Below are 25,857 nucleotides of genomic sequence, written 5' to 3' on the forward strand. Positions count from 1 at the left end.
GGCGCTGAAGGGATGCACTCTCTTCCGGCGCTGCTACACCGCAATGCGACCCAGTTCGGGGACGCCCCGGCCTACCGGGAAAAGGAATTCGGAATCTGGCAATGCTGGACCTGGGCCGAAACGGCCAGGGAAATCCGTTCGATTGCCCTGGGCTTTCTGGAACTTGGCGTTGAAAAAGGCGACCACATCGCAGTGATCGGGCGCAATCGTCCGGCGCATTACTGGTCGATGGTTGCGGCTCAGATGGTGGGTGCTGTGCCAGTTCCGCTGTATCAGGATGCAGTCGCTGAGGAGATGGCCTATGTGCTGGATCATTGCGGCGCAAAATACGTCGTCTGCGGTGATCAGGAGCAGGTCGACAAGGTCATCGAGATTCAGGAGAACCTGCATCAGGTCAAACACATCCTCTACACCGACAAACGGGGGATGCGGAAATACGATCACAGCCAGATGAACGCATTGGACGATCTGATGGCCGAAGGCAGTGCCGGTCACGCGCGTTTTGATGCGGAACTGGATCGTCGGATTGCCGAGATCGATTACGACGGCACCTGCGTCATGCTGTATACGTCGGGCACCACGGGTAAACCCAAGGGCGTGGTGCTGTCGAACCGGAATGTGATCGAAAGCGCCAAGAATTCCGCCGAGTTCGATCATTTGAACCGGAACGAAGACATCCTGTCTTACCTGCCGATGGCTTGGGTAGGCGATTTCATCTTTTCCATCGGTCAGGCCTATTGGTGCGGCTTCTGCGTGAACTGCCCTGAAAGCGCCGACACGATGATGACGGACCTGCGCGAGATCGGGCCGACTTATTTCTTCGCCCCACCACGAGTGTTTGAAACTCAGCTGACCAATGTGATGATCCGGATGGAGGACGCTGGCAAGCTGAAGCAGCGTATGTTTCATCACTTCATGGCGCATGCCAAGAAAGTTGGCGGGCTGCTGCTGGACGGTAAGCCGGTTGGGTTCGGCGACCGCGTGAAATACGCGCTGGGCAACCTGCTGGTTTACGGGCCACTCAAGGATACACTGGGTTATGGCCGCTTTCGCGTAGGTTATACTGCGGGTGAAGCAATCGGTCCGGAGATTTTTGATTTCTACCGCTCTTTGGGCATCAACCTGAAACAGCTTTATGGTCAGACCGAAGCGACCGTATTTATCACGGTTCAACCCGATGGAGAGGTGCGCGCCGATACCGTTGGTGTGCCCGCCCCGGACGTTGAGCTGAAGATCGACGACAAGGGCGAAATCCACTACCGCTCGCCCGGTGTGTTTGTCGAGTACTATAACAACCCGGATTCCACGGCCTCGACCAAGGACGCCGAGGGATGGGTTGCCACTGGCGATGCCGGTTTCATCGAAGAAAACTCAGGACATTTGCGGATAATTGACCGCGCCAAGGACGTTGGCAAGATGGCCGACGGGTCGATGTTTGCGCCGAAATACGTCGAGAACAAGTTGAAATTCTATCCCGACATCCTTGAGGTTGTTTTGTTCGGAAACGGCAAAGACCGCTGCGTGGCCTTTATCAATATTGACCTCACAGCAGTGGGCAACTGGGCGGAACGCAACAACGTAGCCTATGCGTCTTATCAGGAACTGACTGCAAATCCCCGTGTGTTAGAGACGATTCGTAGCCATGTCGAAGAGGTGAACAAGTCTGTAGCCGCTGATGAGATGTTGTCGGGCTGTCAGGTGCATCGCTTTGTGGTTCTGCACAAAGAACTGGACGCGGATGACGGTGAGATGACCCGTACGCGGAAGGTGCGCCGCGGATTTGTCGAGGACAAGTTCAGTGACATCATCGATGCGCTTTATGACGGGTCCAAGCAGGTCTCAACCACGACCGAAGTGACCTATGAAGACGGCCGCAAGGGGTCGATCAGTGCCACGCTTGAAATCGTGGATGCGCCGGTCGTACCGGTTGCGCAGCACAAGGTGGCGGCGGAATGAGGGCCGGTCATGCGCCGCTCGACCTGCTGTCATCGCCCCGCCCGCCGTCCCGTTTTTCCGCAAGTCAGGGAGTGACTGATGCTGGATAACTCCGAAGGATATGTCACCGAAGATGGCCGCAAGATCGGCGGCGTGGTGATGGAGATGAAGAACATCACCCTGCGTTTTGGCGGTGTGGTGGCGATCAAGGATATCTCATTCGACATTCGTGAAGGCGAGATCCGCGCCATCATCGGTCCGAACGGCGCCGGTAAATCCTCGATGCTGAACGTGATTTCAGGGTTCTATATCCCGCAGGAGGGCGAGGTCTGGTTCCATGGGGCCAAGCGTCCGCAGATGCGCCCTTATGAAGTTGCGCGGCAAGGTATTGCCCGGACGTTCCAGAACATTGCCCTTTTCGAAGGCATGAGCGTGCTGGACAACGTCATGACCGGGCGGCTGAACTATATGAAAACCAACCTCTTTCAGCAGGCCCTGTGGAAGGGCAAGGCTGAGGCGGAAGAGGTTGAAAACCGCGAAGCGGTCGAGAAAATCATCGACTTTCTCGAAATTCAGCACATCCGTAAAACTCCGGTATCCCGTCTGCCATACGGTCTGAAAAAGCGGGTCGAACTGGCCCGTGCGCTGGCGGCGGAACCCAAACTGTTGCTGCTGGATGAACCTATGGCCGGCATGAACGTTGAAGAGAAAGAGGACATGAGCCGCTTTATCCTCGACGTGAATGACGAGTTTGGCACCACCATCGCGCTAATCGAGCATGACATGGGTGTTGTGATGGACCTGAGCGATCGGGTGGTCGTGATGGATTACGGCAAGAAGATCGGCGACGGCACCCCGGATGAGGTGCGCAGCAATCAGGAAGTCATCGACGCCTATCTGGGGGTAAGTCATGACTGAGCAACTGACAGACATGAGAGGGGGCACACATGCCTGATCAGCTGATTTTCGCGATGGAGGTTTTCCTCAACGGTCTTATGGCCGGTGTGCTGTACGCTCTGGTCGCGCTGGGCTTTGTATTGATCTACAAAGCGTCCGGAATCTTCAACTACGCCCAAGGGGTTATGGCCCTGTTTGCCGCCATGACGCTTGTGGGGATCATGAACGGGCAGGTCCCGTTTGCCCACCTGATCAACGCTACTTTCGGGACTCATATCCACAAGTTCGGATGGAATGTGCCAGCGTTTGTGGCGATTATCCTGACGATGGGTGTCATGGTTCTGCTGGCCTGGGCGGTACAGCGCTTTGTGATGCGGCATTTGGTCGGTCAAGAGCCGATCATCCTGTTCATGGCGACCATCGGTCTGGCCTATTTCCTTGAGGGCGTGGCTGACCTGATGTGGGGATCCGAGATCAAGACATTGGATGTCGGCCTGCCGCAGGGTATCAACTTGTGGATCGATGAGACCACGTTCAACATCTTTGGCTACGGCTTCTTTATCGACAATCTGGACCTTGTGGCGACGGTGATAGCCGCGCTGCTGGTGACCGCACTGGTCGCGTTCAGCCAATACACCAAGCAGGGCCGGGCGATGCGCGCCGTGGCGGATGACCACCAGGCGGCTCTGTCGGTCGGCATCTCGCTGAACTTCATCTGGATCATGGTGTGGTCGGTTGCGGGTTTTGTCGCGCTGGTTGCAGGCATCATGTGGGGTACCAAGTCGGGCGTGCAGTTCTCACTGTCACTGATTGCGCTCAAGGCGCTGCCGGTGCTGATGCTGGGCGGGTTCACCTCGATCCCCGGTGCCATCGTCGGCGGGTTGATCATTGGTGTGGGCGAGAAACTGTTCGAGTTTGCCATTGGCCCGCTGGTCGGCGGAGCGACCGAAAACTGGTTTGCGTACGTACTGGCGCTGATCTTCCTCGTGTTCCGGCCGCAAGGTCTGTTCGGTGAGAAGATCATCGAGAGGGTCTAGCGGCATGACCAAGCTGATCGCCATCATCAACGTGATCGCATGGGCCGGGTTCTGGGCTTTTGGCTACATCGCGCTCACTTCGGAGGATTTGACCGAAGGCCAGTTGGTGATTGCAGCAATTCTGGCTTTTGCCGGGCTCGCCATGGGCATCTTGGCCTACATGAAACTGGTGCGCGCCTCAGAGGCGAGCGGATATGCAAAAGGCTCCAAGCAGCTGGACGCCGAGGCCCGCAACCGGGCGCAGGAAGAATGGGGAAAGTAAGACATGTTTTATCGTGAGGCCGGGGATTTCAAAACCTCCTACACAGATGACAGCCAAACCTTTCCGATCAAGTTCGACCGGTATCGGTATTATGTGGTTCTGGCGGTGGCTTTCGGGATAATTCCCCTCGTCATCAATGACTACTGGGCCAATGCGCTGTTACTGCCCTTTTTGATTTATGCCATTGCGGCAATCGGGTTGAACATCCTTGTGGGCTATTGCGGGCAGGTATCCTTGGGTACCGGTGGTTTCATGGCTGTGGGCGCCTATGCCTGCTACAAGCTGATGACCTCGTTCCCTGATGTCAGCATGTTCATTCATGTCATTCTGGCTGGCGGCATAACGGCCATTGTCGGGGTGCTGTTTGGCCTGCCCAGCCTTCGGATCAAGGGATTTTATCTCGCGGTGGCCACACTGGCCGCGCAGTTCTTCCTTGTGTGGCTGTTTAACCGGGTGCCGTGGTTCTACAACTATTCGGCTTCGGGTCAGATCAATGCGCCGGAACGGGATGTGTTTGGCATCATCATCACCGGTCCGAATGCACCGGCATGGGCCACCTATATGTTCTGCCTGATTTTCTTGGCCGTCAGCGCCCTTATCGCGCGCAACCTGACGCGCGGCACGACTGGCCGGACATGGATGGCGATCCGTGACATGGACATCGCGGCCGAGATCATCGGGGTAAACCCATTGAAGGCCAAGATGAGCGCCTTTGCCGTCAGCTCGTTCTTCATCGGCATCGCAGGAGCGCTGTTCTTTGCAGTCTATCTTGGCGCGGTCGAGGTCGGCGAAGTATTCGGTATCCAGAAATCGTTCCTAGTCCTGTTCATGATTATTATCGGAGGGTTAGGGTCTATTTTCGGATCGTTCGCCGGTGCCGCTTTCCTTGTTCTGCTGCCGGTGGTCCTGAAAGTGGTGGGCGTCGACGTTCTGGGCTGGCCCACGGATATCGTAGCACATCTGCAGCTGGTGATCGTCGGCGCGCTGATCATCATGTTCCTGATCTTGGAACCGCACGGGCTGGCACAACTGTGGCGCGTGGCGAAAGAGAAACTCAGACTATGGCCGTTCCCGCACTAAGGGGTCGGCCCAATGAAAAAACGGGCGGCACAAGCCTGAACGCAACATCGGACTAACCAAGGGAGGAGACACCCGATGAAATTGAAACTGGCAACCGCGGCGCTAAGCGCCCTGATGGCTGCAGGACCCGCTCTGGCGGATCTTGTGATCCCCGATCTGAGCTATCGTACCGGGCCTTACGCCGCCGGCGGCATTCCGTTCTCGGATGGCTATAACGACTATTTCACCCTGCTAAATGAGCGCGATGGCGGCATCGGCGGTGTTCCGATCCGGATGGTCGAATGCGAAACCGGCTACAACACCGAAAAAGGTGTGGAATGCTATGAAGCCACCAAGGGCGAAGGTGCTTTGGTGTATCAACCGCTGTCGACTGGCATCACCTATCAGCTGATCCCAAAGGTCACCGCAGACGACATTCCGCTGCACACGATGGGTTATGGCCGGACCTCGGCCAAGAACGGCGACGTGTTCAGCCATACCTTCAACTATCCAGCCAACTACTGGGACGGGGCCTCGGGCGCGGTCAATTACCTGCTTGAGGAAAACGGTGGTGACCTGAGCGGCAAGAAAATCGCGCTGGTCTACCACAACTCGGCCTATGGCAAGGAACCGATCCGCACCCTGGAAGAGCTGTCCAAAAAGCACGGCTTTGAACTGGTCGCCCTGCCGGTCGATCACCCGGGTCAGGAACAGAAGTCGCAGTGGCTGCAAATCCGTCGTGATCGTCCTGACTATGTCCTGATGTGGGGCTGGGGCGTGATGAACCAGGTTGCAGTGCAAGAGGCTGCAAACATCCGGTTCCCGATGGAGAACTTCATCGGCATCTGGTGGTCCGGTTCTGAAAACGATGTGCTGCCAGCGGGCGAAGCCGCCAACGGGTACAAGGCGCTGACCTTCCACAATGTTGGCACGGACTTCCCGGTCTTTGACGATCTGCAGAAACACGTTGTCGACGCAGGTAAGGCTGCAGGCGCGGGTGATCAGGTTGGCACGGTTCTGTATAACCGTGGTCTCTATGCGGCTGTTCTGGCTGCCGAAGCCATCAAGAAAGCTCAGGAAATCTCAGGCAATGCGGAAATCACTCCGGCCGAGATGCGCGCTGGCATGGAAGCGTTGGAGATGACCGAAGAGAAGATGGCCGAACTGGGCCTGGCGAACTTTGGTCCGACCTTCTCGGTCTCATGCGAAAACCACGGCGGTGACGCCCTTGTGGGTGTGACGCAGTGGGATGCAGCAAACAAGACCTGGACGCTGATCTCGGACTTCAAGCAGACCGATGGTGAAGTGATCGGCGCGCTGATCGATGAAGATTCTGCGGCCTATGCAGCAGAAAACAACATTGAAGGGCGTTGCTGATCCAGCGCTTTGAACAAACCGGGGCGGCGGCAGACCGCCGTCCCGAACCCCACACTCGCTTAAGGACACGCGCAGATGCTGGATGCGGCACAAACCACTGACACCAAGTCGGAAACCCTGCTTGAGGTCAACAATATCGAGGTGATCTACAATCACGTGATCCTCGTTCTGAAAGGCGTCAGCCTGACTGTGCCCAAGGGCGGTATCACGGCCCTGCTGGGCGGCAACGGCGCAGGAAAAACGACGACGCTCAAGGCTGTGTCGAACCTGCTGCATTCCGAGCGCGGTGAAGTCACCAAGGGAACGATCGAATATCGCGGCACCAGCGTGCATGAAAGCGACCCTGCCGATCTGGTGGAAAAAGGCGTCATCCAGGTGATGGAAGGCCGCCATTGTTTCGAACACCTGACGGTCGAGGAAAACTTGCTGACGGGCGCCTATACCCGCAAGGATGGCAAGGCCGCCATCCAGCAGGACCTTGAACTGGTCTACACATATTTTCCCCGTCTGAAAGAACGCCGCCGGTCGCAGGCAGGCTACACTTCAGGTGGTGAGCAACAGATGGTTGCAATGGGCCGAGCTTTGATGTCCCGACCCGAAACGATCCTGCTGGACGAACCCTCGATGGGACTTGCGCCGCAGCTGGTCGAAGAGATTTTCGGTATCGTGAAGGACCTGAACGAGAAAGAAGGTGTTTCTTTCCTGTTGGCCGAACAGAACACCAATGTGGCTCTAAGGTTTGCCCATTACGGCTATATTCTGGAATCCGGGCGCGTCGTGATGGACGGTCCGGCAGCAGATTTGCGCGAAAACCCGGACGTGAAAGAGTTCTATCTGGGCATGTCCGACGAAGGCCGCAAAAGCTTCCGTGACGTGCGATCTTACCGCCGCCGCAAGAGGTGGTTGTAAGCGAATGGAGGATCTGGCGATGACCTACTACGACGCTCTTGAAACCCGATCAGCCGATGAACGCTCCGCCGATCAGGCACAGGCGCTGCGTACTCAGATTGACCGCGCCCTGTCCGCTCCGGGCTTTGCTGCGCATCTGGCGGATGCGGATGCCAGCGCGGTGATTTCAGCCGACGATCTGGTGAAACTGCCGGTATTGCGGAAATCCGATCTGGCGCAAGCACAGGCGTCGCGTCCGCCATTCGGCGGATTTACCGTCAAACCAGCCCGACATTTCCATCATGTGTTCCAGTCTCCCGGTCCGATCTATGAGCCCGGCAGTACGGATCATGACTGGTGGCGCATGGGGCGTTTCCTGAACGCCGCCGGCGTCGGACCCGGAGATATCGTGCAAAACTGTTTCGGCTATCACCTCACGCCAGCTGGTATGATTTTTGAGAGCGGCGCGCGCGCGGTAGGGGCCGCTGTGCTGCCAGCGGGTACCGGTCAGACCGAATTGCAGGTGACAGCAGCGCGCGATGTGGGCTGCACGTCCTATGCGGGCACACCGGACTATCTGAAGGTCATTCTGGACAAGGCAGATGAGATGGGCGTGGCCCTGAACTTCTCGAAGGCTGTTGTGGGCGGCGGCGCGCTGTTCCCATCTTTGCGTCAGGATTATGCTGATCGGGGTATTTCCTGCCTGCAATGCTATGCCACGGCCGATCTGGGCAACATCGCCTATGAAAGCGCCGCGATGGAAGGGATGATCATCGACGAACATGTCATCATCGAGGTTGTCACCCCTGGCACCGGAACACCGGTAGAGCCGGGTGAGGTGGGTGAGGTTGTGGTGACCTCTTTGAACCCCGATTACCCGCTGATCCGCTTTGCCACGGGTGATCTGTCCGCGATCATGCCGGGTGTTTCACCCTGTGGGCGGACCAACCTTCGGATCAAGGGTTGGATGGGTCGCGCGGACCAGACCACCAAGATCAAGGGCATGTTTGTGCGTCCTGAACAGGTGGCAGCATTGGTCGATAAGCACGAGGAAATCGTCAAAGCCCGTGTCATCGCTGCCCGACAGGGTGAGATGGACACGATGACCGTTCAGATCGAAAGCGCAGGCGGAGACGACATGGCCTATGCCAAATCCGTGGTCGAGGTGCTGAAACTGAAAGGCGCAATCGAGGTTGTAACCCCCGGATCACTGCCGAAGGACGGGTTGGTGATCGAGGATCAGCGCGTTTACGAATAACCCCGAGCCATGTCTGCGGCAGTATGTGCCGCAGATTTGTTTTTCCTGCACTGGTGTTTCTTAGCATTTTGGTCGATTAAAGGCTGATCAATAGCCAACGCCAGTCACAATCCGGGTCCATGGCCGAAATCGACTATTCAGAACACGGGAAACGCAATCGCGGCGCGCTGGGCACCCGGTTGGTGGCCACTGTGGCTTATATGGTAGCAGCCGCTTGTCTTCTGCCCATGGTTGCGGTTGTTCTGGCGGCAGTGACGGGCGGTACGGATACGGTCTCACATCTGTTTGAGACGGTTTTACCCGGTTATGCGCTAACAACCGTGATCCTTGTCGTTTTGGTGGCTATCGGCACGTTCTCTATCGGGGTCGGCGCGGCGTGGCTGGTCACGATGACGCGCTTCCCTGGGGTGCGCTTTCTGGAAATTGCACTGGTCTTGCCGCTGGCCTTTCCAGCCTATGTTCTGGCTTATGCCTATACTTTCATTCTGGATCATCCTGGTATCGTGCAGACCACGCTGCGCGACGTGACGGGTTGGGGGCCGCGCGACTATTGGTTCCCGGAAATCCGATCGACCGAGGGCGCGGCGGCGATGCTGATCCTTGTGCTCTACCCTTATGTATACCTGCTGGCGCGAGCCGCGTTTTTGCAACAAAGCGCCACCGCTTTTCTGGCCGCCCGTGCGCTGGGCAAAAGCCCGTGGTTGGCATTCTGGCATGTCTCGCTGCCGATGGCTCGTCCAGCCATTGCCGGGGGTGTCCTGCTGGCCATCATGGAAACCATCGCTGATTTCGGCACGGTCGCCTATTTCGGTGTTCAGACCTTTGCCACCGGTATCTACACAAGCTGGTTCTCGATCGGCGACCGAGCGGCTGCGGCGCAGTTGGCTTTGTGCCTGCTGGGTTTTGCGCTGGTCATGGCCGTGGCCGAGCGGACGCAGCGCGGCAAGGCAAAGTACTATCAAGCAGGCAAAAGCCATGCGTCCCTGCCTTCGGCGCAGCTTAAGGGCTGGCAATCCGCAGCAGCCATAACCTTGTGCGCTATTCCAGTGGTACTGGGGTTCTTGCTGCCGGTATTTATCTTGATCCAGATGGGCCTGACCTCGGAACAAAACCTGCTGTCTCGGCGATATATCGGGTTCATTCAAAACTCGCTGACACTTGCAGGAGTGGCCGCCGTGGTTACGGTCTGCGCCGCGATCTGTGTTGGGTTCTTTCAGCGCCTTCGTCCGGGTCGAGGATCATCGACCACAGGCTATCTGGCGCGGTTGGGCTATGCGGTGCCCGGCGGCGTGATCGCTGTTGGCCTGATGGTACCCTTCGCCAGATTCGACAACGCGCTGGATTCGTGGATGCGCCAGACGTTCGACGTCTCGACAGGTCTGCTGGTGACGGGTTCGATCTGGTTGCTGGTGGCAGCTTACATGGTGCGCTTTCTGGCGGCAGCGCTCAGCGCGTATGAGGGTGGGCAGAGCACAGTGCACGCCAATATGGATGCTGCGTCCCGGTCTTTGGGCCAATCGCCGCTGGGCACCTTGCGCCGTGTGCATTTGCCAATCCTGACACCCTCATTGCTGACGGCCTTGTTGATCGTGTTTGTGGACGTGATGAAAGAGCTGCCCGCGACCCTGATCATGCGCCCATTCAACTTTGATACGCTTGCGGTCCAGGCCTATCGTCTGGCCTCGGACGAACGGTTGGAGGGGGCAGCGGTACCCTCGCTTGTGATCCTGGCCGTTGGGCTTTTGCCGGTGATTCTAATCTGTCGACAAGTTGGGCGACGGTAAGGCGAAACGATTCAAAATTACCACACCTGTTGGCACCGGACTTGATTCAAATGCGTTTTCCGGCAAGGCTGAGGGTATGAACATGCAGCCTCCCAGCCGGTTTTCTGCAAACTCGGCCCAGATGCCCGTCGCGTTCGACCGGCGCGAGATGTCACATATCCTGTCCGTCTATGGCAAGATGGTCGCCGCCGGAGAATGGCGCGACTATGGTATTTCCAACCTGCGCGACATGGCGGTTTTTTCCATTTTCAGACGCACGGCAGAGCATCCGATCTACCGGGTTGAAAAACACCCTCGTCTGCGATCCAAACAGGGGATGTATTCAGTGATCGGCATGGACGGGCGGATCCTGAAGCGAGGCCATGACCTGCGCAACGTGCTGCGCGTGTTGGAACGCAAGCTGATCCGGTCTGTCGACCTTGATTAGAGCCTTTTGTGGGAAGTTACTGGCCCGTCGCCCTGCTCCAGAATCCGTGTGATTGCTTGATCCATCGGCTCGAACGTCACATCCATGTGGTAGGCGTTGGCGTGAAGCAGCATGTTCTCACCATAGACCCATGCCACGTGACCTTTCCAGAACAATAGATCCCCGCGCTTTGGTTCAGTTCCGGCAGGCAGCGCCGTACCCAGTTCGCGTTCCTGATCACTGCTATCACCGGGGCAGGGTATGCCGCAGGCCAGTAAACCGGCCTGAACCAACCCAGAACAATCAATACCGAAGCAACTGTTTCCCCCCCAAAGATAGGGCGTGCCCAGAAATAGCTCGGCCACCGCTACGGGGTCGGTCAGGTGCGTTGCTCTGAGTTTGGCGTGAATCGCCGGAATGAACCCCAGTTCAGTTTCCAGAAATCTATTCTGTTCCGACAGCACGCATAATTTGCTGCCAAAACTCAGCGATACGCGGTCCGGGCTTTTCATGTCGGGCCGTTGATAGGCATGTGTCGCGGGCGCGGTGACCCAGTGGGTCTGTTGCGCCTCAGGCCCCAGTTGATCGGACCTGACCCAACCGGGATAGCCATCCTTGACCGAGGTGATCCAGCTCCACCCATCGGTATCGTCAACAACATCTACCGGGTCGCCAAACAACAGCTGCCGATCCCTTGGGCCATTCGGGCTGCGCAACAAATCAACAACCGGCTTTATGACGCGCAGGCGGGTCATAGGTTCAGAATCTCGGGCAGGGCGGTCAGCACGGCACGCGGCCCTTGGCCCAGACCGCCCTTGCTGCGTCCGGGGGCTTTGCTGGGCTGCCAGGAATAGATGTCGAAATGCATATAGCGGCTGTCACCCACAAAGCGGCGCAGGAACAGGGCCGCGGTGATCGAGCCTGCGAACCCACCTAATGGAGCATTGTCCAAATCAGCAATGCCGGGTTCGATCATCGCCTCATAGGGTTCATGGAAAGGCATCCGCCAGACAGGGTCGGCCGATTGCCGACCAGCGTTGGCCAGCGCGTCTGCCGCGCCATCGTCATCGGTGTAAAAGGGCGCCAGATCGGGACCAACCGCCACGCGCGCGGCACCGGTCAACGTCGCCATCGAGATGATCAGGTCAGGTTCACCCTCATCCGCCAGCGCCAATGCGTCGGCCAGAACCAACCGCCCTTCGGCGTCGGTGTTGTTGATCTCCACCGTCAGACCTTTGCGCGAGGTCAGGATATCCCCCGGACGGAAGGCATTCCCTGCGACCGAGTTCTCGACTGCCGGGATCAGCACGCGCAGTTGTACAGGTAGCTTTAGTGCCATGATCATCCGTGCCAGACCCAGCACATTGGCCGCACCGCCCATGTCCTTTTTCATCAGGGACATCGAATTCCCTGGTTTCAGATTCAGTCCGCCAGTGTCAAAGCACACACCTTTGCCGACAAGGGTCAGTTTGGGCCCGGTGTTGCCCCATGTCATCTCGATCAGGCGCGGTGTTTGCGCGGCGGCGCGTCCGACCGTGTGAATCAGTGGGAAATTCTGGTCCAGCAGGGCGTCGCCTTGAATCGTCGAACATGTCGCGCCGAATTCCTGCGTCAAATCCTCGGCCGCGGCCTGCAGCTGATCCGGTCCCATGTCCGAGGCCGGTGTGTTGACCAAATCGCGGGTCAGCGCCTCGGCACTGGCCAGCGCCTCAATCCGCGCGGCATCAACACCTTCCGGTGCGACGAGGCGCGCCTTGGCGGGTGATTGATTGGCGTAACGGTTAAAGGCATATCCTGTGAACAACCAACCAAGGCACTCGTTGCTTATCGCATCAGCGGGCACACCTGATGCGATGTGATAGGTTCCCTTCCGCAAGGCTTCGGCCGCCGCTGCCAACGGGAACCGTTTGCGCGCGCGCTTGCTGCTATTGCCATAACCCGCCAAGGCCATTTGGGGCGCACCATCTGATTGAGGGATCAGCAGAGCCTGTCCCATGGCCCCGGTGAATCCATTGGCCTCGACCCACGATGCGATGTGGCTTGGCTGGTCTTGCAGCCAATTGTCGAGATCGGGTTGCGAAATGACATGCAGCGGAACAGAGGGTTCGGACGGCGAAGCGAAGGACAGGGTCATGTGTATCTCGGCTGGTTCGAATTGCGCCCAGCCTAGCCGCCCACGATCCGTCCGCAAGCCCCGTCAGAGGGAAAGATCCTGCTGATCCCAGATCACGGTCAGTGATTTCTCACCTACGCGGATCAGGCGCGACAGGGTGGCCCCCGTCGCGACCGCATCCCCAACATCCACCGATTGCGCCACATCACCGGCGACTCGGGCCAGCGCCGTCATGCCAATCTGTTCGGCAATGGCCACCAGTGACCGCGCACATTTGCGCAGCCCGGCCCAGTCGCGTTGACGCCAAAACTGCTCGCAGTTTGACAGGCGCACGGCCAATTCCTCTACCGTACGGCACAAAACATCCAATGCGTTCTTGTCGCCCAATTGGTGATACAGCCCGTTCAAGCGGTCCGTATCCAGCCAAACGGTTTCTTTTTGTTCAAGCGTGACTATTTTATCCACCACATCTACCCCAATTTTCTTCGCCCCCACGGCATAGCTGGACATTGACGGTAGAATCCTTTGCAAAACCTTGCGTCGATGCTGGAAAATGGGTCGAATTTTCTGCGAATTCAGGTTACAGCAGCCGGCAGATACAAGAACGGGGACATGAGAATGGACTTAGCCAAACCTCTGCCGACCTACCTGGTCAAGCGGTATCACGGATGGAAAGCCACCACCTATTCAGAAAATCAGGTCTGGTATCGCCGCCTGGCGACCGAGGGACAGCGCCCGCGCGCGATGGTGATTTCATGCTGTGACAGCCGGGTTCACGTAACATCGATCTTCGGCGCTGATCAGGGCGAGTTCTTTATTCACCGCAACATCGCCAACCTTGTGCCGCCTTACGCCCCTGATGGCGATCACCACGGCACCAGTGCGGCAATCGAATACGCGGTTACGGCGCTGAAAGTTGCGCACCTGATCGTTCTGGGCCACTCGCAATGCGGAGGTGTTCAGGGCTGCATCGACATGTGCAAGGGCAAAGCCCCGCAACTGGAAGCAAAAGAAAGCTTCGTTGGCCGCTGGATGGATATCCTGAAACCGAAATATGAATTGGTTGCCGATGTTGAAGACAGCGTCGATCAGGCACGGCAGTTTGAACGGCAGGCAGTCGTGGCATCGCTGGAGAACCTGATGACCTTTCCCTTCGTTTCTTCTGCGGTAGATGACGGCTCGCTGAGCTTGCATGGGCTGTGGACTGACATCGGTGAAGGTGGGTTGCAATGTTATGACCCTGCCGAGAAGAAATTCGTGGTTGTCTAAGCGACCCGACATCTGAAGAATTCGAATGGCGTGGATCAGGTCTCTGATTTCGCGCCATTTTTTGATATGATCGGAACCACACTCTTTCGATCAGGAGCGCGTCATGCGATTCATTAAACGTATTTTCATCACTCTGCTTGTTCTTATTCTGGTTCTGGTTGGTGTGTCTTACCTTTTGCCGGGCAAGGCCGAACTGTCCCGCAGCATCACGATCAACGCACCCGCCAGCGCTATCTTTCCTTACGTGAATTCGATGCAGGAAACTGAAAAATGGTCACCTTGGTTGACGCGCGATCCCGAAACCCAGCTGTCCTACAGCGGCCCCGAGGCGGGCGTTGGCAACACCTTGAATTGGGCATCTGAACACCCGCAGGTTGGTACTGGGTCACAGGAAATCGTCGAAAGCGTTCCGGATCAAACCGTCATAACGGCGCTTGATTTCGGTCCGATGGGGTCCGCATCGGCCTCCTTCGATCTGACGCCCGAGGGTGAACAGACTCAGGTGACTTGGGGGTTCGAATCCGATCTAGGCATGAACCCCATGTCGCGCTGGATGGGCCTGATGATGGATAAGTGGGTCGGCGGAGATTACGAGCGCGGTCTGACAAACCTCAAGGCATTGGTTGAGCAGCAGGGGTGATTGGCAGAAGCTCTCATTTTTGTTCGAGTCGATTCTGCCGGATACTGCGATTTAACCGAACGGCTTTTAGATGCCGTTCGGAAGGAGATCATGGTGACTAATTTGACGTTTACTATTGGGCAGTGTCCATCATCTGGATCAATTGAATGAGGTTCCCACAGGTATCGTCAAAGATCGCCATGCGAACCGGTCCGGCATCCATTGGCTCAACAGTGAACCCTACGCCAAGATCGCCCAGCCTTTTCCTTTCTTCATCCAGGTCTTTCACCTGAAACGAATGTGCAGGGATACCGTCAGAGACAAGTGCTTCTTTATAAGGTTTCACAGCAGGGTGGTCGCTTGGTTCAAGCAACAACTCTTTTCCTTCGGGTTCTTCGCTTGACACCACTGTCAGCCAACGATTTTCACCCAACGGGATATTGTTCTTAACTGTGAAGCCGAGAGTATCAGTATAGAATTTTTCTGCCTTGTCTTGGTCGTCGACAAAAACGTTGGTCACATAGATTTTCATTTTTCTATCCCTTCTGTTTGTATTTCATGAGCCATGATGCCGCGGCGATATGATCTTCGTTGACGATTAGCGAATGGGCTTTCGTCCGCCCCCTCCATGTGGTCTCGATCAAACCAGCCTTCTCCAAAACGGTGAGATGCTGGGAAACCGTCTGGCGGGACAAAGCGATGCCATCCTCTGCAACCGATGCCGCGCATACCTCGAACAATGACTGAGCCGTTTGTTTGCTCAGATGGTCGATGATGCGGCGGCGCGTGCTGTCGGAGAGAGCTTTGAAAATAAGATCGAGGTGATCATCTGTCATCGAAATCAATATGCAGTAAACTTACTGCATATCAAGTTTGATTGCAAAGCGGGCTGAACATTTGGCCAAGAAAACAGCAAAAAGGCTGCAGAAAGCAGGCAAACAATTGTCGCGCTACACCAGACAAAAAAAGCCCCGCCGGGAAAGGCGAGGCTTAAATTCTCTGTTCGCTAAATGCTGAAAAGGAACTTAGCCCTTTTTCAGAACCTCACGGCCCAGCAATTCGGCGATTTGTACTGCGTTCAGGGCTGCACCTTTGCGCAGGTTGTCCGAAACGCACCACAGGTTGATGCCGTTCTCAATGGTCGAGTCCTGACGAATGCGGCTGATGAATGTTGCGAAATCGCCCGCGCATTCGATCGGCGAGACGTAGCCACCGGGTTCGCGCTTGTCGATCACCATGATACCCGGTGCCTCGCGCAGGATGTCGCGTGCTTCGTCTTCGTCCAGAAATTCTTCGAACTCGATGTTCACGGCCTCAGAGTGGCCAACAAAGACCGGAACGCGGACGCAGGTGGCTGTGACCTTGATCGACGGATCGACGATCTTTTTGGTTTCCACAACCATCTTCCACTCTTCCTTGGTCGAGCCGTCTTCCATGAAGACGTCAATCTGGGGAATGACGTTGAAGGCGATCTGCTTCTGGAACTTGTTCGGCGGCACGTCCGTGGTTGGGTTGTAGACCGCTTTGGTCTGATCCCACAGCTCATCCATACCTTCCTTACCGGCGCCAGACACCGACTGATAGGTCGACACGACGACGCGCTTGATGCGCGCGCGGTCATGCAGCGGCTTCAGCGCGACAACCATCTGCGCGGTCGAGCAGTTGGGGTTGGCGATGATGTTCTTGTTTTTGTAGTCGTGGATCGCCTGCGGGTTACATTCCGGTACGATCAGCGGAATGTCCGGGTCATAGCGATACAGCGACGAGTTATCGATCACCACGCAGCCTGCGGCCGCCGCCTTGGGGGCGTAGACCTTGGTCGCTTCGGACCCCACGGCGAACAGCGCCATGTCCCAGCCTGTGAAATCGAACGTGTCCAGATCCTTGGTAGTGAGTGTCGTGTCGCCAAAGCTTACTTCAGTGCCCAGCGAACGACGGCTTGCCAGAACAGCAAGCTCATCGACGGGGAACTGGCGTTCAGCCAGAATGTTCAGCATTTCGCGGCCCACGTTACCCGTGGCGCCGACGACTACGACGCGATAGCCCATTTCATGTCTCCAATGTTAAGGACGCGCGTTCATAGCTGCGTTGCGGCAAAGAAAAAAGAGTTTTCGGGGCATTATTCCCGTAATGACGCCGATTTTACGCAGTCCGGCGCGTCAGGTGTCGCTCAGGAGCCGTTCATAGAGCGCCACGAGCGTCTTTGCCTCACCACTGATGTCGAAATTCTGCTCGACATGGGTGCGGGCTGCGATACCGGAATGGGCAAGGGATTCGCAGTCGGACAACATCTCGGCGGCGGCTTCGGCCAGCGCGGGGATATCACCAGGTTCGACCACTCGGCCCAGCGACGGGTCGGTGACTATCTCGGAGAACGCGCCTACGTCGGTCGCAACAACCGGCACGCCGCAGGCCATTGCTTCCAGCGGCGTCAGGCCGAACCCTTCCCACCGTTGCGGGGCGATGAACAGGTCCAGCACCTGATACCATTCGGCGATCTGATCGACGGTCACCTCGGGCATGAACAGAACGCGGTCGGACAGGCCCGCCTCGGCGACCTTGTCTTTCAGTTCGGTCAGGAAGCTGGTGTGCTTTTCCGTGGCGCGGCCCATGACGATGCCATGGACGTCGTCAAAGCGGCCGCACAGTTCGATCATTGCATCGACAAAGGCATCGGTGCCCTTCTGGTGACGAATGCGGCCGTAGCAGCCCAGCAATAGACCATCTGGCAAACCCAGTCGCGCCCGAACAGCTGCTTTGTCTTCGGGCGGTGTGAAATCCTGCAAGTTGATGCCATGCATGATGACCTGCGCATCTCTCTCCAGATACTCGGCGGTTTTGCGCGAAGTCGCGACGACCGCGTCCATTTTGTCGATCAGCCATTTGGTGTAGCCGCTATGCGCGCGTTGCGAGGCGCTGGTGAACAGCAGCTTCAACCGCAGCCGCAGCACATTGCGCAGGATCAGGCCCAGCAGCATCTCGGTATTGCGGCGCGCGTGCCAGACGCGCAGTGTTTTGCGCGACAAAAAGGGCAGGCGGCCCAGCGGGATATGTGGGATGTCTTCCGGCAAGCCCGGCCCGGTGGCGGCGATGTCGATCCATTGCACCTGCAGCGGCACCAACCGGGCAATCGTCGCGGTCACACCCGAAAGTCTGCGTTTGAGGTTGGGGGCAATGACGCGCGGGTCGGACATGGACACTCCTGGCAGTTCCAGCGTCAGTCGACGCTGTCGCGGCTGAACAGATAGATCACGCAACCGATGGCCAGCGTGACCGCAAAAAAGCCGAATATCGCTGTGTAGGGCGCGGTCGGGCTGATGTCCACCGTGGCAGCGTGGATGCGGCCGGTAACAAATTGCGCCAGTCCTACACCGCCAATGCCAAAGAGGTTCAGCAGGGTCATGCCGCGCCCAACCAGATGCGGTGGCACAAAGGCCCGTCCATGAGCCATGATGACCGGAAAGCTGGCCCCCAGAAACCCGATCGCTGCCATCAAAACAACTGACAGCCAAACCGCGTTGTCCACCCAAAGGCACATCAGAACCAGCCCCACTGTGCCCAGCGCGTTGCCGCCAAAGATCACCCACTTTCGCGTGCCTAGCATTCGATCGAGCGGCCCATAAGCAAAGGTACCTGCAATCATCGCCGCCCCCATAATCAGGGTCGCTGTCCCGATCTGGGTGGTGCTAAGGCCGAAGGTATCGCTGAGGTATGGCCCGGCCCAAAGGCCGCGCGTCGCCGCCGACGGGGCATAGGCCACCAGCATCAGCGGCAGGATCGCCCACAGGGCGGGTTCTTTCAGCAGGTCCAGCACCGATCCCCTGTGTTCGGTCTCGACACGTTTGGGATCATGCACGCTGAACCAGATGCCCAACGCGATCGCGGCAGAAAAAACAGCTAGCGTCCCCATCGTGGCGCGCCATCCCATCAGCTCGACCGCCAGCGCAGTAGGGTACGAGGCAACCAGATTGCCGACCGATCCGACGCCCAGCATGACAGCCGCCAAAGTGGCGAAGCGGGCAGGTGGGAATTCGCGGGCGAAGATATAGTAAGATGCCATCAACACCGGTGAGCAGCCGACCCCGATCAACCCCATGGCGATGGCGATGTGAAAAGGGGAGCTGGATAGGGCAAACAATGCCGCTCCGCCGGCACCACCGACCAGCAGCAAGACCGCCGCCGTCAGGCGCGGTCCAACCCGGTCCAGTGCCCAGCCTACGGGCAACTGCATGGCGGCAAAGATCAGAAACCAAAGACCTGACGCAAAGGCCAGATCCTCTGGCGTGGCCCCGATATCGCGCCCCAGATCAACACTGAGAACCGCGAGAAAGGCGCGAAAGAACTGGCTGAGCACATAGCCCAGGCACAACACCACCAGACCTGCCTTCATGAAAACCCTCTCCCCCAAACCGGCGAAGAAATGCTTGGCACGTCACGGTGCCACACACAAGCGCGTGTGCTATACTGATTTTGCCGGACAGTGATCACATTCGGGCTATCCTTATCCTTACCGAATATCCGAGGTGCCAATGAAAGACGCCCAGGCCGCGTTCTATGACAGTCTTCCCCTGTTGCGGGACTTTACCCGTTTGGTGGACCCGGCGCGTTTCTCTGCTGTTCCGGGCGATTGGGCATTGGGCGTGGCAGATATCGTAGATTCCACCGGTGAGATCGCAAAAGGGCGATACAAGACGGTCAACATGGTCGGCGCGGCGGTGATCTCGGCCATGATCAACGCGCTTCACGGCAAGGAGTTCCCTTATGTTTTTGGCGGCGACGGTGCCGGATTCGCCGTGCCCGCAAGTGAGATCGACACCGCCAAAGCGGTATTGGCGGACCTCAGGTGCTGGGCGGAAGAAGAATTCTCGATCTCGCTACGCGCGGCGTTGGTTCCGGTTGCCGAAATTCGTAAGGCAGGAAAGGACCTGCGGGTCGCGCGTTATGCGCCGTCTGATGGGGTGGATTACGCCATGTTTTCGGGTGGCGGGTTGGCCTGGGCCGAAGCGCAGATGAAGGCTGGTACCTTTACGGTGCCGCCTGCCAAACCTGGTGCGCAGCCCGACCTGACCGGATTGTCCTGTCGGTGGTCCAACAGCAAAGCACGCAACGGTCAGATCGTCTCGGTCGTGGTTCAGCCCACAGCAAATGCGACCGAGAGTGACTTTGCGGATTTGGCCCGCTCGGTTCTGTCAGCTTCGGAGGGGTTGGAGCGTTCGGGTCATCCAGTACCAGAAGATGGCCCGCCGATCAGCTGGCCACCTCCGGATGTTGGCCTGGATGCCCGCGTATCACGAGCTGGGAACAATTTGTTGCTGCAGCGGATCAAATTGCTGGGCCAGAACTTTTTGATCGCCCTGTTGTTCACATCGGGCAAACGGTTGGGCAATTTCGAACCCGGCCATTACAAGCGCATGGTCAGCCGCAACGCCGACTACCGTAAATTCGATGATGGGTTGAAAATGACGCTGGATTGTGACGCTGCCACGTTGACGCAAATCCGGATGATGCTTGAACAGGCACGCGGACAGGGCAAGATCCGCTATGGGCTGCATGCGCAAGACGAGGCAATGATGACCTGTATCGTCCCCTCGGCGACGCGCGACGATCATGTTCACTTTGTGGATGGGGCATCGGGTGGTTATGCGCAGGCCGCGGCCACCATGTACGCCTGACGCGCTATTTCGCCTTCCATTTCGCCGCCAACGCCCGGGATGCCTGCGCCAGCAACATCACATCAATGCCGACCGCAAGAAACTGTGCGCCCATTTCATAATAGGCTTGGCTGGCCTCGTCATTGGTGCCCAGAATGCCGGGCGCTTTGCCCGCGGCCCTGATCCTTGTGATGGCATCCGCAATGACAGCGCGCACTTCCGGCGCTGCGCTGTTTCCTTGATATCCCATGTCGGTGGACAGATCCGCTGGGCCGATAAACACCCCGTCGACGCCTTCGACCTTCAAGATATCATCCAGCGCAGCCATTCCGGCGCGGTTTTCCACTTGCACCAAAAGGCAGATTTGGTCGTCCGCAGATTGAATGTACTCGGGGATCGAGCCGTACATAGTCGCCCGGGCCGCACCGGCCCCAACGCCACGCACGCCAGTTGGGGGATAACGGCAGTCCCGAACCAACTGTCGCGCCTGATCGGCGGTTTCAACCATCGGTACCAGAACAGTTTGCGCCCCGGCATCCAGCACCATCTTGATCAAAGCGGTGTCGCCGACGGGAACCCGCACCACCGGGTGCGAGGCGCAGGCCGCCAACGCCATCAGCTGATCACGTATTGATCGGATATCGTTCGGCGCATGTTCACCGTCAATGACCAGCCAGTCAAACCCGGCGGTGCCCATGGTTTCTGCAGTGACGGATTCGGCAAAACTCATCCAGCAGCCGATCTGCAGTTCACCCTGTATTAGAGCCCGTTTGAAGCTGTTTTTTGGGACTGGCATGGCCGGACCTCCTGTTTATGTCAGTGTGCGGGCGATTTCGGTTATGACGTCATAGGCCATTCGAACATCGTCTTCGGTGGTTTCGAACTGACCGGCCTGAAACCGGATCACCAGATCGCCATCCACGCGGGTTTGCGTCAAATAGATGCGGCCGTCGTCATTGATGGCGTTCACCAGGCGCAGGTTCAAATCGTCCAGATCCGCATGACCTTCCGGCGCATAGCGGAACGTCCACAATGACCACATGGGCTGAGTGACGATTTGGAAATCCCCCTCGGCCGCCAGCCGATCATGCAGCGCCACAGACCAGTTCACGTGGTTGCGCAGGCGTTGGCGCAGCCCTTCCAGACCATAAGCCCGGATCACGAACCACAGTTTGAGCGCCCGGAATCGGCGGCCAAGTGGCACAGACCATTCCGAATAGTTGATGATGCCATCCTTGCCGTGGGTCTTGAGGAATTCGGGGCTGATCGCCAGCGTCTGCACCAGATCATCGGGGTCTTTCAGGAAATGCGCACAGCAATCGAACTGCACACCCAGCCATTTATGCGGGTTGAAAACGATGCTGTCGGCCTGATCCACTCCGGGCCAGTAGTGGCGGTATTCCGGGCAGATCATCGCCGATCCGGCCCAGGCCGCATCTACGTGGGAGTAAAGCCCGTATTTCTGGGCAATCTTCAAACATTCATCTACGGGATCCGTAGCCCCCGTTCCTGTACCGCCAACGCAAAGGATGACGCCCGCCGGATGCAAACCAGAGTCTAAATCGGCCTGGATCGCTGCCTCCAGTGCTGCGGGATCCATCCCGCGCCAATCTCCCTTGATCGGAATCCGCACCAGATTGTCTTGCCCGATCCCCGCAACCCAAATGGCACGATCGACTGACGTGTGCACTTCGGCCGAGCAATAGACGCGCAGGGGTTTTTGCCCAAAAAGACCCTGTTGATTTCCCTGCCACTTCAACGCCTTCTCGCGCATCGTTAGTACAGCAGCCAATGTCGCTGACGAGGCGGAGTCTTGAATAACGCCAGCGAATCCCTCGGGCAGTTCCAGCGCGTGGCGCAACCAGTCCATCATCCGTGTTTCCATCTCGGTCGCAGCCGGTGAGGTCTGCCACAACATACATTGCGGTGCGATGGCGCTGGCCAGAAATTCGGCCAGGACCGATGGGGCTGAAGCGTTCGAATTGAAATAGGCAAAGAACCTTGGATGTTGCCAATGAGTGATCCCCGGCATCACGATCTGTTCGAAATCCTGAAACACGTCCTCCAGTGGCTGCGCGTGTTCGGGTGGCCGCGCGGGCAGGGCGTTGAGGATATCCCCCGGCTCAGTCCGGGCGCGGACGGGTTTGTCACCTACAGTCAGGTGGTAATCCTGCGTCCACTCGGCAATTCGTTTGCCCCAATCCGAAAACTCATCCCACTTCATTTTAACCCTCAGATTTCTGCCAACCCCGGGATCGGACCGGGACTTAGTTTCTTTGCGCGTCCAGTGATCGTCATTCTGAAGAAAACGTCAATATTAATTGCTTTGTTTACTAATTTTGAGATGCGCCTAGATGCTGCGCTGTGCCGAAAAAGGTCGAATACTAAACAGTCAAATCTTTGATATCATATATAAAATGCTTGGCCAGTTGCAGTTTGATCCGATTTGGGCAAAAATTCCACTATGACCAGAGACCTGCCTAATACGTCCCGCTCATTGCCGATTGCACTGCTGCGGGCGCGCGAAAGGGTCATGGGGCCCATTCGAAATATGCTGGCTGATGCGGGTGTTACGGAACAGCAATGGCGCGTTCTACGTGTTCTGAAAGAAGAAGGCCCCCAAGAGCCAACGCATATCGCGGATCGATCGTGCCTTTTGCTGCCCAGTCTGACGCGCATTCTGCAAAAACTGGAAGCCAAGGATTTGATCCGGCGCCGGGTCCATCCCGAGGATAAGCGTCGTCAGATCATCGATATCACGGCCAAAGGCCAAAAGATCATCCAGGACAACATGCAGGTGACACTACGCCTGGCTGAAGAGATCAAGACCCAGCTAGGCCCGGATCGGCACGAAGCGCTGCTGGACCTGCTGAACGATCTGCATGATCTGAAGACCTGATCGCACGTCGCGTATGCAAATGCTTTTGTCCCCGCCAGAGAAGTATGGGTATCCTCCGGCGGGGTGGCCAGACTTTGACTGGACTGCGTGTCTGGCCTGTGGCCGGATGGCTTTATCCGGCTCACACCTCAGAGAAACAGCCACCTGAAAATAGGCGGACATCCGGACCCAAAGACCGTGTGGGGGTACAGGTCTTTGGCCATCGCTCTCTGATTCAGTAGCACCCGCCTGCAGGCAAATCGCCTGATCAGCGACGGGTGGATTTCGGTTCTCGCCAGGGAATGAGTGTCTAAACGATGTTGGCGTGATCCATGATACAACCAAAGGTAGCGCGTGCCCAAGGTTTTCCAAGGCGAAACTTTGAATTGTGAACAGCCAGCGACGAGGCCAGTTCGCATGATGGTGATGCCCGTCGTCCTGCATGGCTTGTTCAACGGGCCCTGCCAACTTAGAAACAAGCTGCCAGTTGCAGTTAGGGGGCTTTGATGCCGGACAACCTGTTTTCCTTACCCGACCCGATTTCGATCCCGGTTGAGGGTGAATTGTCGACGTATCCCGTGGGTCGCATATTCTGTGTCGGCCGCAATTATGCGGCCCATGCGGCCGAAATGGGAAATGAGGTCGATCGTGAGGCGCCTTTCTACTTTACAAAATCTGCCCCGAACGCGGTTCTGTCAGGTGCAACCGTGCCTTATCCGCCGGGAACTGAGAATTTTCACCATGAGATGGAGCTGGCGGTTGCGATCGGAAAACCCGTTTTCCGTGCAACGCGTGCCGAGGCGTTGGATGCGGTTTATGGCTACGGTTGTGCGCTGGACATGACGCGCCGTGACCTGCAAATCCGCGAACGGAATAAACAGCGCCCGTGGGATCTGGGCAAGGATCTGGAAAACGGCACCGTGCTGGCCCCGTTGACCCGCGCGGTAGATTGGTCGCCGGACGACAATAAACGCATTTATCTGAACGTGAACGGGGAAACGCGGCAGGACGCGACGCTGGAAGAGCTGATCTGGAAGATAGATGAGGTCATTTGCCATTTGTCCGGATACTACCACCTGCGAGCCGGTGATCTGATCTTGACTGGTACACCGGCTGGGGTTGGCCCGGTGTTGGCGGGCGATGTCCTGGAAGGCGGGATTGACGGATTACAGCCTATCAGCCTGAGTTTGATCTGAAAAAAGACCCTATTTAGGGTCTTTTAACCAATCACGGGCGAATTCTACGTTGTCCAACCCGGTGAATCGTCGGACTCGGTCGAGCTCTGATTGCAACCTTTTGGTTCTGGCATCGGACCAGCGCACGGATCGTTCCGGCCATAAGGCGCTGACTTGTAACACCCCGCGATCCCGGTTGGCTTTCATGTCAATCCGCCCGATCAATCGGTCGCCCTCAAGCAGCGGGAACACATAGTAACCGTAGGTTCGTTTTGCAGCGGGTACAAAAACCTCGATGCGATAGTGAAAGCCGAACAACCGTTCGGCCCGATTGCGGTCGCGCAGCATGGGATCAAATGGGCTAAGGACCCGAATGCGGCCCGAGGGACGGGGTGCAGCCTCTGCATCCTCGGAAATGGTTGGTCGGGCGATCACTTTGCGCAGCTTGCCGTCCACGCAGGTCACCTCGATCTCTTCCAATTTTCGCTGAATTAGACCCTGTTCACACCAGGATTTTGCCTCGCTAGTCGTGACAGTGTCCCAAAACGCAGCCAATTCGCCCGAGGTTGCAAACCCCAACCGGTCAAGCGCCGCGTTGCACAGCCAATCCACTGTCTCCTCGGCGTCACAGGGCATATCGCTTGGGCAAAGATGCGTTTCGATCACCCGTTCAGTCAGATCATAGCGCTTTTGAAATCCTTGCCGCCCTATGACCGTCAGTGCGCCCGAGCGCCAAAGAAACTCCAGCGCCGTTTTTGACGGGTGCCAGTCCCACCATCCGCCGGATCCCTTTTTCTCGTCCTTGCCAACATCGGACGAAGAGACCGGTCCGTGGTCCTGGATATGTTGCAGAACGGTTGCAAATCGCTGCTCGAACCCGTCGCGGCGCCAATTCTTCCATCGGGACTTCAGCAAATCTGCATCGCGTTGAAAACGCAAATGCCAGTGCGGATAAAATTCCATCGGAATGACAGCCGCGTCGTGGGTCCAGTGTTCGAACAGTGCGCGGTCGCGTTCATAAAGGCGTTTGAGATTGCCGGCGCGATAGGATGGACGGCGCGAAAACAGGATCATGTCATGGGCGCGCGCAACCGTGTTGATGCTGTCCAATTGCACAAAGCCAAGACGATGGATCAGGTCCAGCAATTCCGCGCCTTTTGCGCCGCCCGATGGCGGCTCGGCCAATGCATGACGATCCATGAACAGCGCGCGAGCTGTTCGGTTGTCCAGCCGTTGCAGCGCCACGTGT

At 57.4% G+C, this 25,857-nt stretch carries 26 protein-coding genes; 15 read left to right on the plus strand and 11 right to left on the minus strand.

Annotated elements, in window-relative coordinates; translation table 11 throughout:
- Positions 1-12 precede the first annotated feature (12 nt).
- From AC2FFH_RS16765 to AC2FFH_RS16810, 10 genes are all read left to right on the plus strand, one after another.
- Positions 13-1,956 (plus strand): AMP-binding protein, encoded by a 1,944-nt coding sequence (locus AC2FFH_RS16765; RefSeq protein WP_496844906.1) that lies wholly within the window; start codon positions 13-15, stop codon positions 1,954-1,956.
- Positions 1,957-2,034: 78 nt separating this feature from the next.
- Positions 2,035-2,853 carry an ABC transporter ATP-binding protein gene (locus AC2FFH_RS16770; RefSeq protein WP_496765909.1) on the plus strand — a complete coding sequence of 273 codons (819 nt, stop codon included), beginning with the start codon at positions 2,035-2,037 and terminating at the stop codon, positions 2,851-2,853.
- A 29-nt stretch (positions 2,854-2,882) separates the two neighbouring features.
- Positions 2,883-3,869 carry a branched-chain amino acid ABC transporter permease gene (locus AC2FFH_RS16775; protein ID WP_058279216.1) on the plus strand — a complete coding sequence of 329 codons (987 nt, stop codon included), beginning with the start codon at positions 2,883-2,885 and terminating at the stop codon, positions 3,867-3,869.
- Between the two features lie 4 nt (positions 3,870-3,873).
- Positions 3,874-4,131 carry a hypothetical protein gene (locus AC2FFH_RS16780; RefSeq protein ID WP_496844864.1) on the plus strand — a complete coding sequence of 86 codons (258 nt, stop codon included), beginning with the start codon at positions 3,874-3,876 and terminating at the stop codon, positions 4,129-4,131.
- Between the two features lie 3 nt (positions 4,132-4,134).
- The gene (locus AC2FFH_RS16785) at positions 4,135-5,211 is read left to right on the plus strand and encodes a branched-chain amino acid ABC transporter permease (protein WP_496844866.1); all 1,077 of its coding nucleotides are present in this window, start codon (positions 4,135-4,137) and stop codon (positions 5,209-5,211) included.
- Between the two features lie 75 nt (positions 5,212-5,286).
- Positions 5,287-6,567: an ABC transporter substrate-binding protein gene (locus tag AC2FFH_RS16790; protein ID WP_496844867.1), complete on the plus strand. Its 1,281-nt coding sequence runs from the start codon at positions 5,287-5,289 to the stop codon at positions 6,565-6,567.
- A 75-nt stretch (positions 6,568-6,642) separates the two neighbouring features.
- Positions 6,643-7,476, plus strand: coding sequence for an ABC transporter ATP-binding protein (locus tag AC2FFH_RS16795; protein ID WP_058275083.1), 834 nt, complete (start codon positions 6,643-6,645; stop codon positions 7,474-7,476).
- Between the two features lie 19 nt (positions 7,477-7,495).
- On the plus strand, positions 7,496-8,713 hold the full coding sequence (locus tag AC2FFH_RS16800; RefSeq protein ID WP_496765892.1) for a phenylacetate--CoA ligase family protein: 1,218 nt from the start codon (positions 7,496-7,498) through the stop codon (positions 8,711-8,713).
- A gap of 119 nt (positions 8,714-8,832) precedes the next feature.
- Positions 8,833-10,497 (plus strand): ABC transporter permease, encoded by a 1,665-nt coding sequence (locus AC2FFH_RS16805; protein WP_496765887.1) that lies wholly within the window; start codon positions 8,833-8,835, stop codon positions 10,495-10,497.
- A 76-nt stretch (positions 10,498-10,573) separates the two neighbouring features.
- The gene (locus AC2FFH_RS16810) at positions 10,574-10,924 is read left to right on the plus strand and encodes a DUF2794 domain-containing protein (protein WP_496765885.1); all 351 of its coding nucleotides are present in this window, start codon (positions 10,574-10,576) and stop codon (positions 10,922-10,924) included.
- Here the strand turns inward: AC2FFH_RS16810 and AC2FFH_RS16815 are convergent.
- The 3 genes from AC2FFH_RS16815 to AC2FFH_RS16825 all read right to left on the minus strand — a co-directional run bounded on the left by AC2FFH_RS16815 (position 10,921) and on the right by AC2FFH_RS16825 (position 13,526).
- Entirely contained in the window at positions 10,921-11,658 is a 738-nt protein-coding gene (locus AC2FFH_RS16815) for a C40 family peptidase (RefSeq protein ID WP_496842452.1), read from the minus strand. The two genes, AC2FFH_RS16810 and AC2FFH_RS16815, sit on opposite strands and share 4 nt — an antisense overlap.
- Complete coding sequence (locus AC2FFH_RS16820) at positions 11,655-13,037, minus strand: leucyl aminopeptidase family protein (RefSeq protein WP_496765881.1); 1,383 nt, start codon at positions 13,035-13,037, stop codon at positions 11,655-11,657. Before AC2FFH_RS16820 ends, AC2FFH_RS16815 begins: the two co-directional genes overlap by 4 nt.
- 63 nt (positions 13,038-13,100) lie before the next feature.
- Positions 13,101-13,526 carry a hypothetical protein gene (locus AC2FFH_RS16825; protein ID WP_496844869.1) on the minus strand — a complete coding sequence of 142 codons (426 nt, stop codon included), beginning with the start codon at positions 13,524-13,526 and terminating at the stop codon, positions 13,101-13,103.
- A 108-nt stretch (positions 13,527-13,634) separates the two neighbouring features.
- Here AC2FFH_RS16825 and AC2FFH_RS16830 point away from each other — a divergent pair, with 108 nt between their 5' ends.
- Positions 13,635-14,285: a carbonic anhydrase gene (locus AC2FFH_RS16830; RefSeq protein WP_109313867.1), complete on the plus strand. Its 651-nt coding sequence runs from the start codon at positions 13,635-13,637 to the stop codon at positions 14,283-14,285.
- Positions 14,286-14,388: 103 nt separating this feature from the next.
- The gene (locus AC2FFH_RS16835; protein WP_496765876.1) at positions 14,389-14,925 is read left to right on the plus strand and encodes an SRPBCC family protein; all 537 of its coding nucleotides are present in this window, start codon (positions 14,389-14,391) and stop codon (positions 14,923-14,925) included.
- Positions 14,926-15,037: 112 nt separating this feature from the next.
- On the opposite strand, the gene AC2FFH_RS16840 is transcribed toward AC2FFH_RS16835, so the two are convergent.
- The 5 genes from AC2FFH_RS16840 to AC2FFH_RS16860 form a co-directional block, all read right to left on the minus strand.
- Entirely contained in the window at positions 15,038-15,436 is a 399-nt protein-coding gene (locus tag AC2FFH_RS16840; protein ID WP_496844871.1) for a VOC family protein, read from the minus strand.
- Between the two features lie 4 nt (positions 15,437-15,440).
- Positions 15,441-15,740: an ArsR/SmtB family transcription factor gene (locus tag AC2FFH_RS16845; RefSeq protein ID WP_496765871.1), complete on the minus strand. Its 300-nt coding sequence runs from the start codon at positions 15,738-15,740 to the stop codon at positions 15,441-15,443.
- Positions 15,741-15,929: 189 nt separating this feature from the next.
- Entirely contained in the window at positions 15,930-16,952 is a 1,023-nt protein-coding gene (locus AC2FFH_RS16850; RefSeq protein ID WP_496765869.1) for an aspartate-semialdehyde dehydrogenase, read from the minus strand.
- Between the two features lie 111 nt (positions 16,953-17,063).
- Entirely contained in the window at positions 17,064-18,098 is a 1,035-nt protein-coding gene (locus tag AC2FFH_RS16855) for a glycosyltransferase family 4 protein (protein ID WP_496765864.1), read from the minus strand.
- A 23-nt stretch (positions 18,099-18,121) separates the two neighbouring features.
- Positions 18,122-19,294 carry an MFS transporter gene (locus AC2FFH_RS16860; protein ID WP_496844873.1) on the minus strand — a complete coding sequence of 391 codons (1,173 nt, stop codon included), beginning with the start codon at positions 19,292-19,294 and terminating at the stop codon, positions 18,122-18,124.
- A gap of 139 nt (positions 19,295-19,433) precedes the next feature.
- Between AC2FFH_RS16860 and AC2FFH_RS16865 the strand changes: the two genes are divergently transcribed.
- The gene (locus AC2FFH_RS16865; RefSeq protein WP_496765854.1) at positions 19,434-20,576 is read left to right on the plus strand and encodes a DUF3095 domain-containing protein; all 1,143 of its coding nucleotides are present in this window, start codon (positions 19,434-19,436) and stop codon (positions 20,574-20,576) included.
- 4 nt (positions 20,577-20,580) lie between these two features.
- Here AC2FFH_RS16865 and AC2FFH_RS16870 read toward each other — a convergent pair whose 3' ends face one another.
- Both AC2FFH_RS16870 and AC2FFH_RS16875 read right to left on the minus strand, forming a co-directional pair.
- On the minus strand, positions 20,581-21,351 hold the full coding sequence (locus AC2FFH_RS16870) for an HpcH/HpaI aldolase family protein (protein ID WP_496844874.1): 771 nt from the start codon (positions 21,349-21,351) through the stop codon (positions 20,581-20,583).
- Between the two features lie 15 nt (positions 21,352-21,366).
- Complete coding sequence (locus tag AC2FFH_RS16875; protein ID WP_496844875.1) at positions 21,367-22,779, minus strand: pyridoxal phosphate-dependent decarboxylase family protein; 1,413 nt, start codon at positions 22,777-22,779, stop codon at positions 21,367-21,369.
- A 240-nt stretch (positions 22,780-23,019) separates the two neighbouring features.
- On the opposite strand from AC2FFH_RS16875, the gene hpaR reads away from it, so the two are divergent.
- Together hpaR and AC2FFH_RS16885 are read left to right on the plus strand one after the other, a co-directional pair.
- Positions 23,020-23,454 (plus strand): homoprotocatechuate degradation operon regulator HpaR, encoded by a 435-nt coding sequence (gene hpaR / locus AC2FFH_RS16880; protein ID WP_496765850.1) that lies wholly within the window; start codon positions 23,020-23,022, stop codon positions 23,452-23,454.
- Positions 23,455-23,939: 485 nt separating this feature from the next.
- Positions 23,940-24,629 carry a fumarylacetoacetate hydrolase family protein gene (locus AC2FFH_RS16885; protein WP_496844877.1) on the plus strand — a complete coding sequence of 230 codons (690 nt, stop codon included), beginning with the start codon at positions 23,940-23,942 and terminating at the stop codon, positions 24,627-24,629.
- Between the two features lie 9 nt (positions 24,630-24,638).
- Here AC2FFH_RS16885 and AC2FFH_RS16890 read toward each other — a convergent pair whose 3' ends face one another.
- Positions 24,639-25,853, minus strand: coding sequence for a winged helix-turn-helix domain-containing protein (locus AC2FFH_RS16890; protein WP_496844878.1), 1,215 nt, complete (start codon positions 25,851-25,853; stop codon positions 24,639-24,641).
- Between the last annotated feature and the right edge of the window lie 4 nt (positions 25,854-25,857).

It is taken from the genome of Ruegeria sp. YTSC003, from assembly GCF_059609785.1.

What these genes read in the sequence shown, in the direction of transcription:
- AC2FFH_RS16850 (WP_496765869.1), bottom strand. Translation starts at nt 16,952, where the DNA reads ATGGGCTATCGCGTCGTAGTCGTCGGCGCCACGGGTAACGTGGGCCGC.
- AC2FFH_RS16845 (WP_496765871.1), bottom strand. Translation starts at nt 15,740, where the DNA reads ATGACAGATGATCACCTCGATCTTATTTTCAAAGCTCTCTCCGACAGC.
- AC2FFH_RS16830 (WP_109313867.1), top strand. Translation starts at nt 13,635, where the DNA reads ATGGACTTAGCCAAACCTCTGCCGACCTACCTGGTCAAGCGGTATCAC.
- AC2FFH_RS16865 (WP_496765854.1), top strand. Translation starts at nt 19,434, where the DNA reads ATGAAAGACGCCCAGGCCGCGTTCTATGACAGTCTTCCCCTGTTGCGG.
- hpaR (WP_496765850.1), top strand. Translation starts at nt 23,020, where the DNA reads ATGACCAGAGACCTGCCTAATACGTCCCGCTCATTGCCGATTGCACTG.
- AC2FFH_RS16765 (WP_496844906.1), top strand. Translation starts at nt 13, where the DNA reads ATGCACTCTCTTCCGGCGCTGCTACACCGCAATGCGACCCAGTTCGGG.
- AC2FFH_RS16820 (WP_496765881.1), bottom strand. Translation starts at nt 13,037, where the DNA reads ATGACCCTGTCCTTCGCTTCGCCGTCCGAACCCTCTGTTCCGCTGCAT.
- AC2FFH_RS16860 (WP_496844873.1), bottom strand. Translation starts at nt 19,294, where the DNA reads ATGAAGGCAGGTCTGGTGGTGTTGTGCCTGGGCTATGTGCTCAGCCAG.
- AC2FFH_RS16790 (WP_496844867.1), top strand. Translation starts at nt 5,287, where the DNA reads ATGAAATTGAAACTGGCAACCGCGGCGCTAAGCGCCCTGATGGCTGCA.
- AC2FFH_RS16785 (WP_496844866.1), top strand. Translation starts at nt 4,135, where the DNA reads ATGTTTTATCGTGAGGCCGGGGATTTCAAAACCTCCTACACAGATGAC.
- AC2FFH_RS16810 (WP_496765885.1), top strand. Translation starts at nt 10,574, where the DNA reads ATGAACATGCAGCCTCCCAGCCGGTTTTCTGCAAACTCGGCCCAGATG.
- AC2FFH_RS16795 (WP_058275083.1), top strand. Translation starts at nt 6,643, where the DNA reads ATGCTGGATGCGGCACAAACCACTGACACCAAGTCGGAAACCCTGCTT.
- AC2FFH_RS16840 (WP_496844871.1), bottom strand. Translation starts at nt 15,436, where the DNA reads ATGAAAATCTATGTGACCAACGTTTTTGTCGACGACCAAGACAAGGCA.
- AC2FFH_RS16870 (WP_496844874.1), bottom strand. Translation starts at nt 21,351, where the DNA reads ATGCCAGTCCCAAAAAACAGCTTCAAACGGGCTCTAATACAGGGTGAA.
- AC2FFH_RS16835 (WP_496765876.1), top strand. Translation starts at nt 14,389, where the DNA reads ATGCGATTCATTAAACGTATTTTCATCACTCTGCTTGTTCTTATTCTG.
- AC2FFH_RS16775 (WP_058279216.1), top strand. Translation starts at nt 2,883, where the DNA reads ATGCCTGATCAGCTGATTTTCGCGATGGAGGTTTTCCTCAACGGTCTT.
- AC2FFH_RS16815 (WP_496842452.1), bottom strand. Translation starts at nt 11,658, where the DNA reads ATGACCCGCCTGCGCGTCATAAAGCCGGTTGTTGATTTGTTGCGCAGC.
- AC2FFH_RS16875 (WP_496844875.1), bottom strand. Translation starts at nt 22,779, where the DNA reads ATGAAGTGGGATGAGTTTTCGGATTGGGGCAAACGAATTGCCGAGTGG.
- AC2FFH_RS16800 (WP_496765892.1), top strand. Translation starts at nt 7,496, where the DNA reads ATGACCTACTACGACGCTCTTGAAACCCGATCAGCCGATGAACGCTCC.
- AC2FFH_RS16805 (WP_496765887.1), top strand. Translation starts at nt 8,833, where the DNA reads ATGGCCGAAATCGACTATTCAGAACACGGGAAACGCAATCGCGGCGCG.
- AC2FFH_RS16825 (WP_496844869.1), bottom strand. Translation starts at nt 13,526, where the DNA reads ATGTCCAGCTATGCCGTGGGGGCGAAGAAAATTGGGGTAGATGTGGTG.
- AC2FFH_RS16770 (WP_496765909.1), top strand. Translation starts at nt 2,035, where the DNA reads ATGCTGGATAACTCCGAAGGATATGTCACCGAAGATGGCCGCAAGATC.
- AC2FFH_RS16855 (WP_496765864.1), bottom strand. Translation starts at nt 18,098, where the DNA reads ATGTCCGACCCGCGCGTCATTGCCCCCAACCTCAAACGCAGACTTTCG.
- AC2FFH_RS16780 (WP_496844864.1), top strand. Translation starts at nt 3,874, where the DNA reads ATGACCAAGCTGATCGCCATCATCAACGTGATCGCATGGGCCGGGTTC.
- AC2FFH_RS16885 (WP_496844877.1), top strand. Translation starts at nt 23,940, where the DNA reads ATGCCGGACAACCTGTTTTCCTTACCCGACCCGATTTCGATCCCGGTT.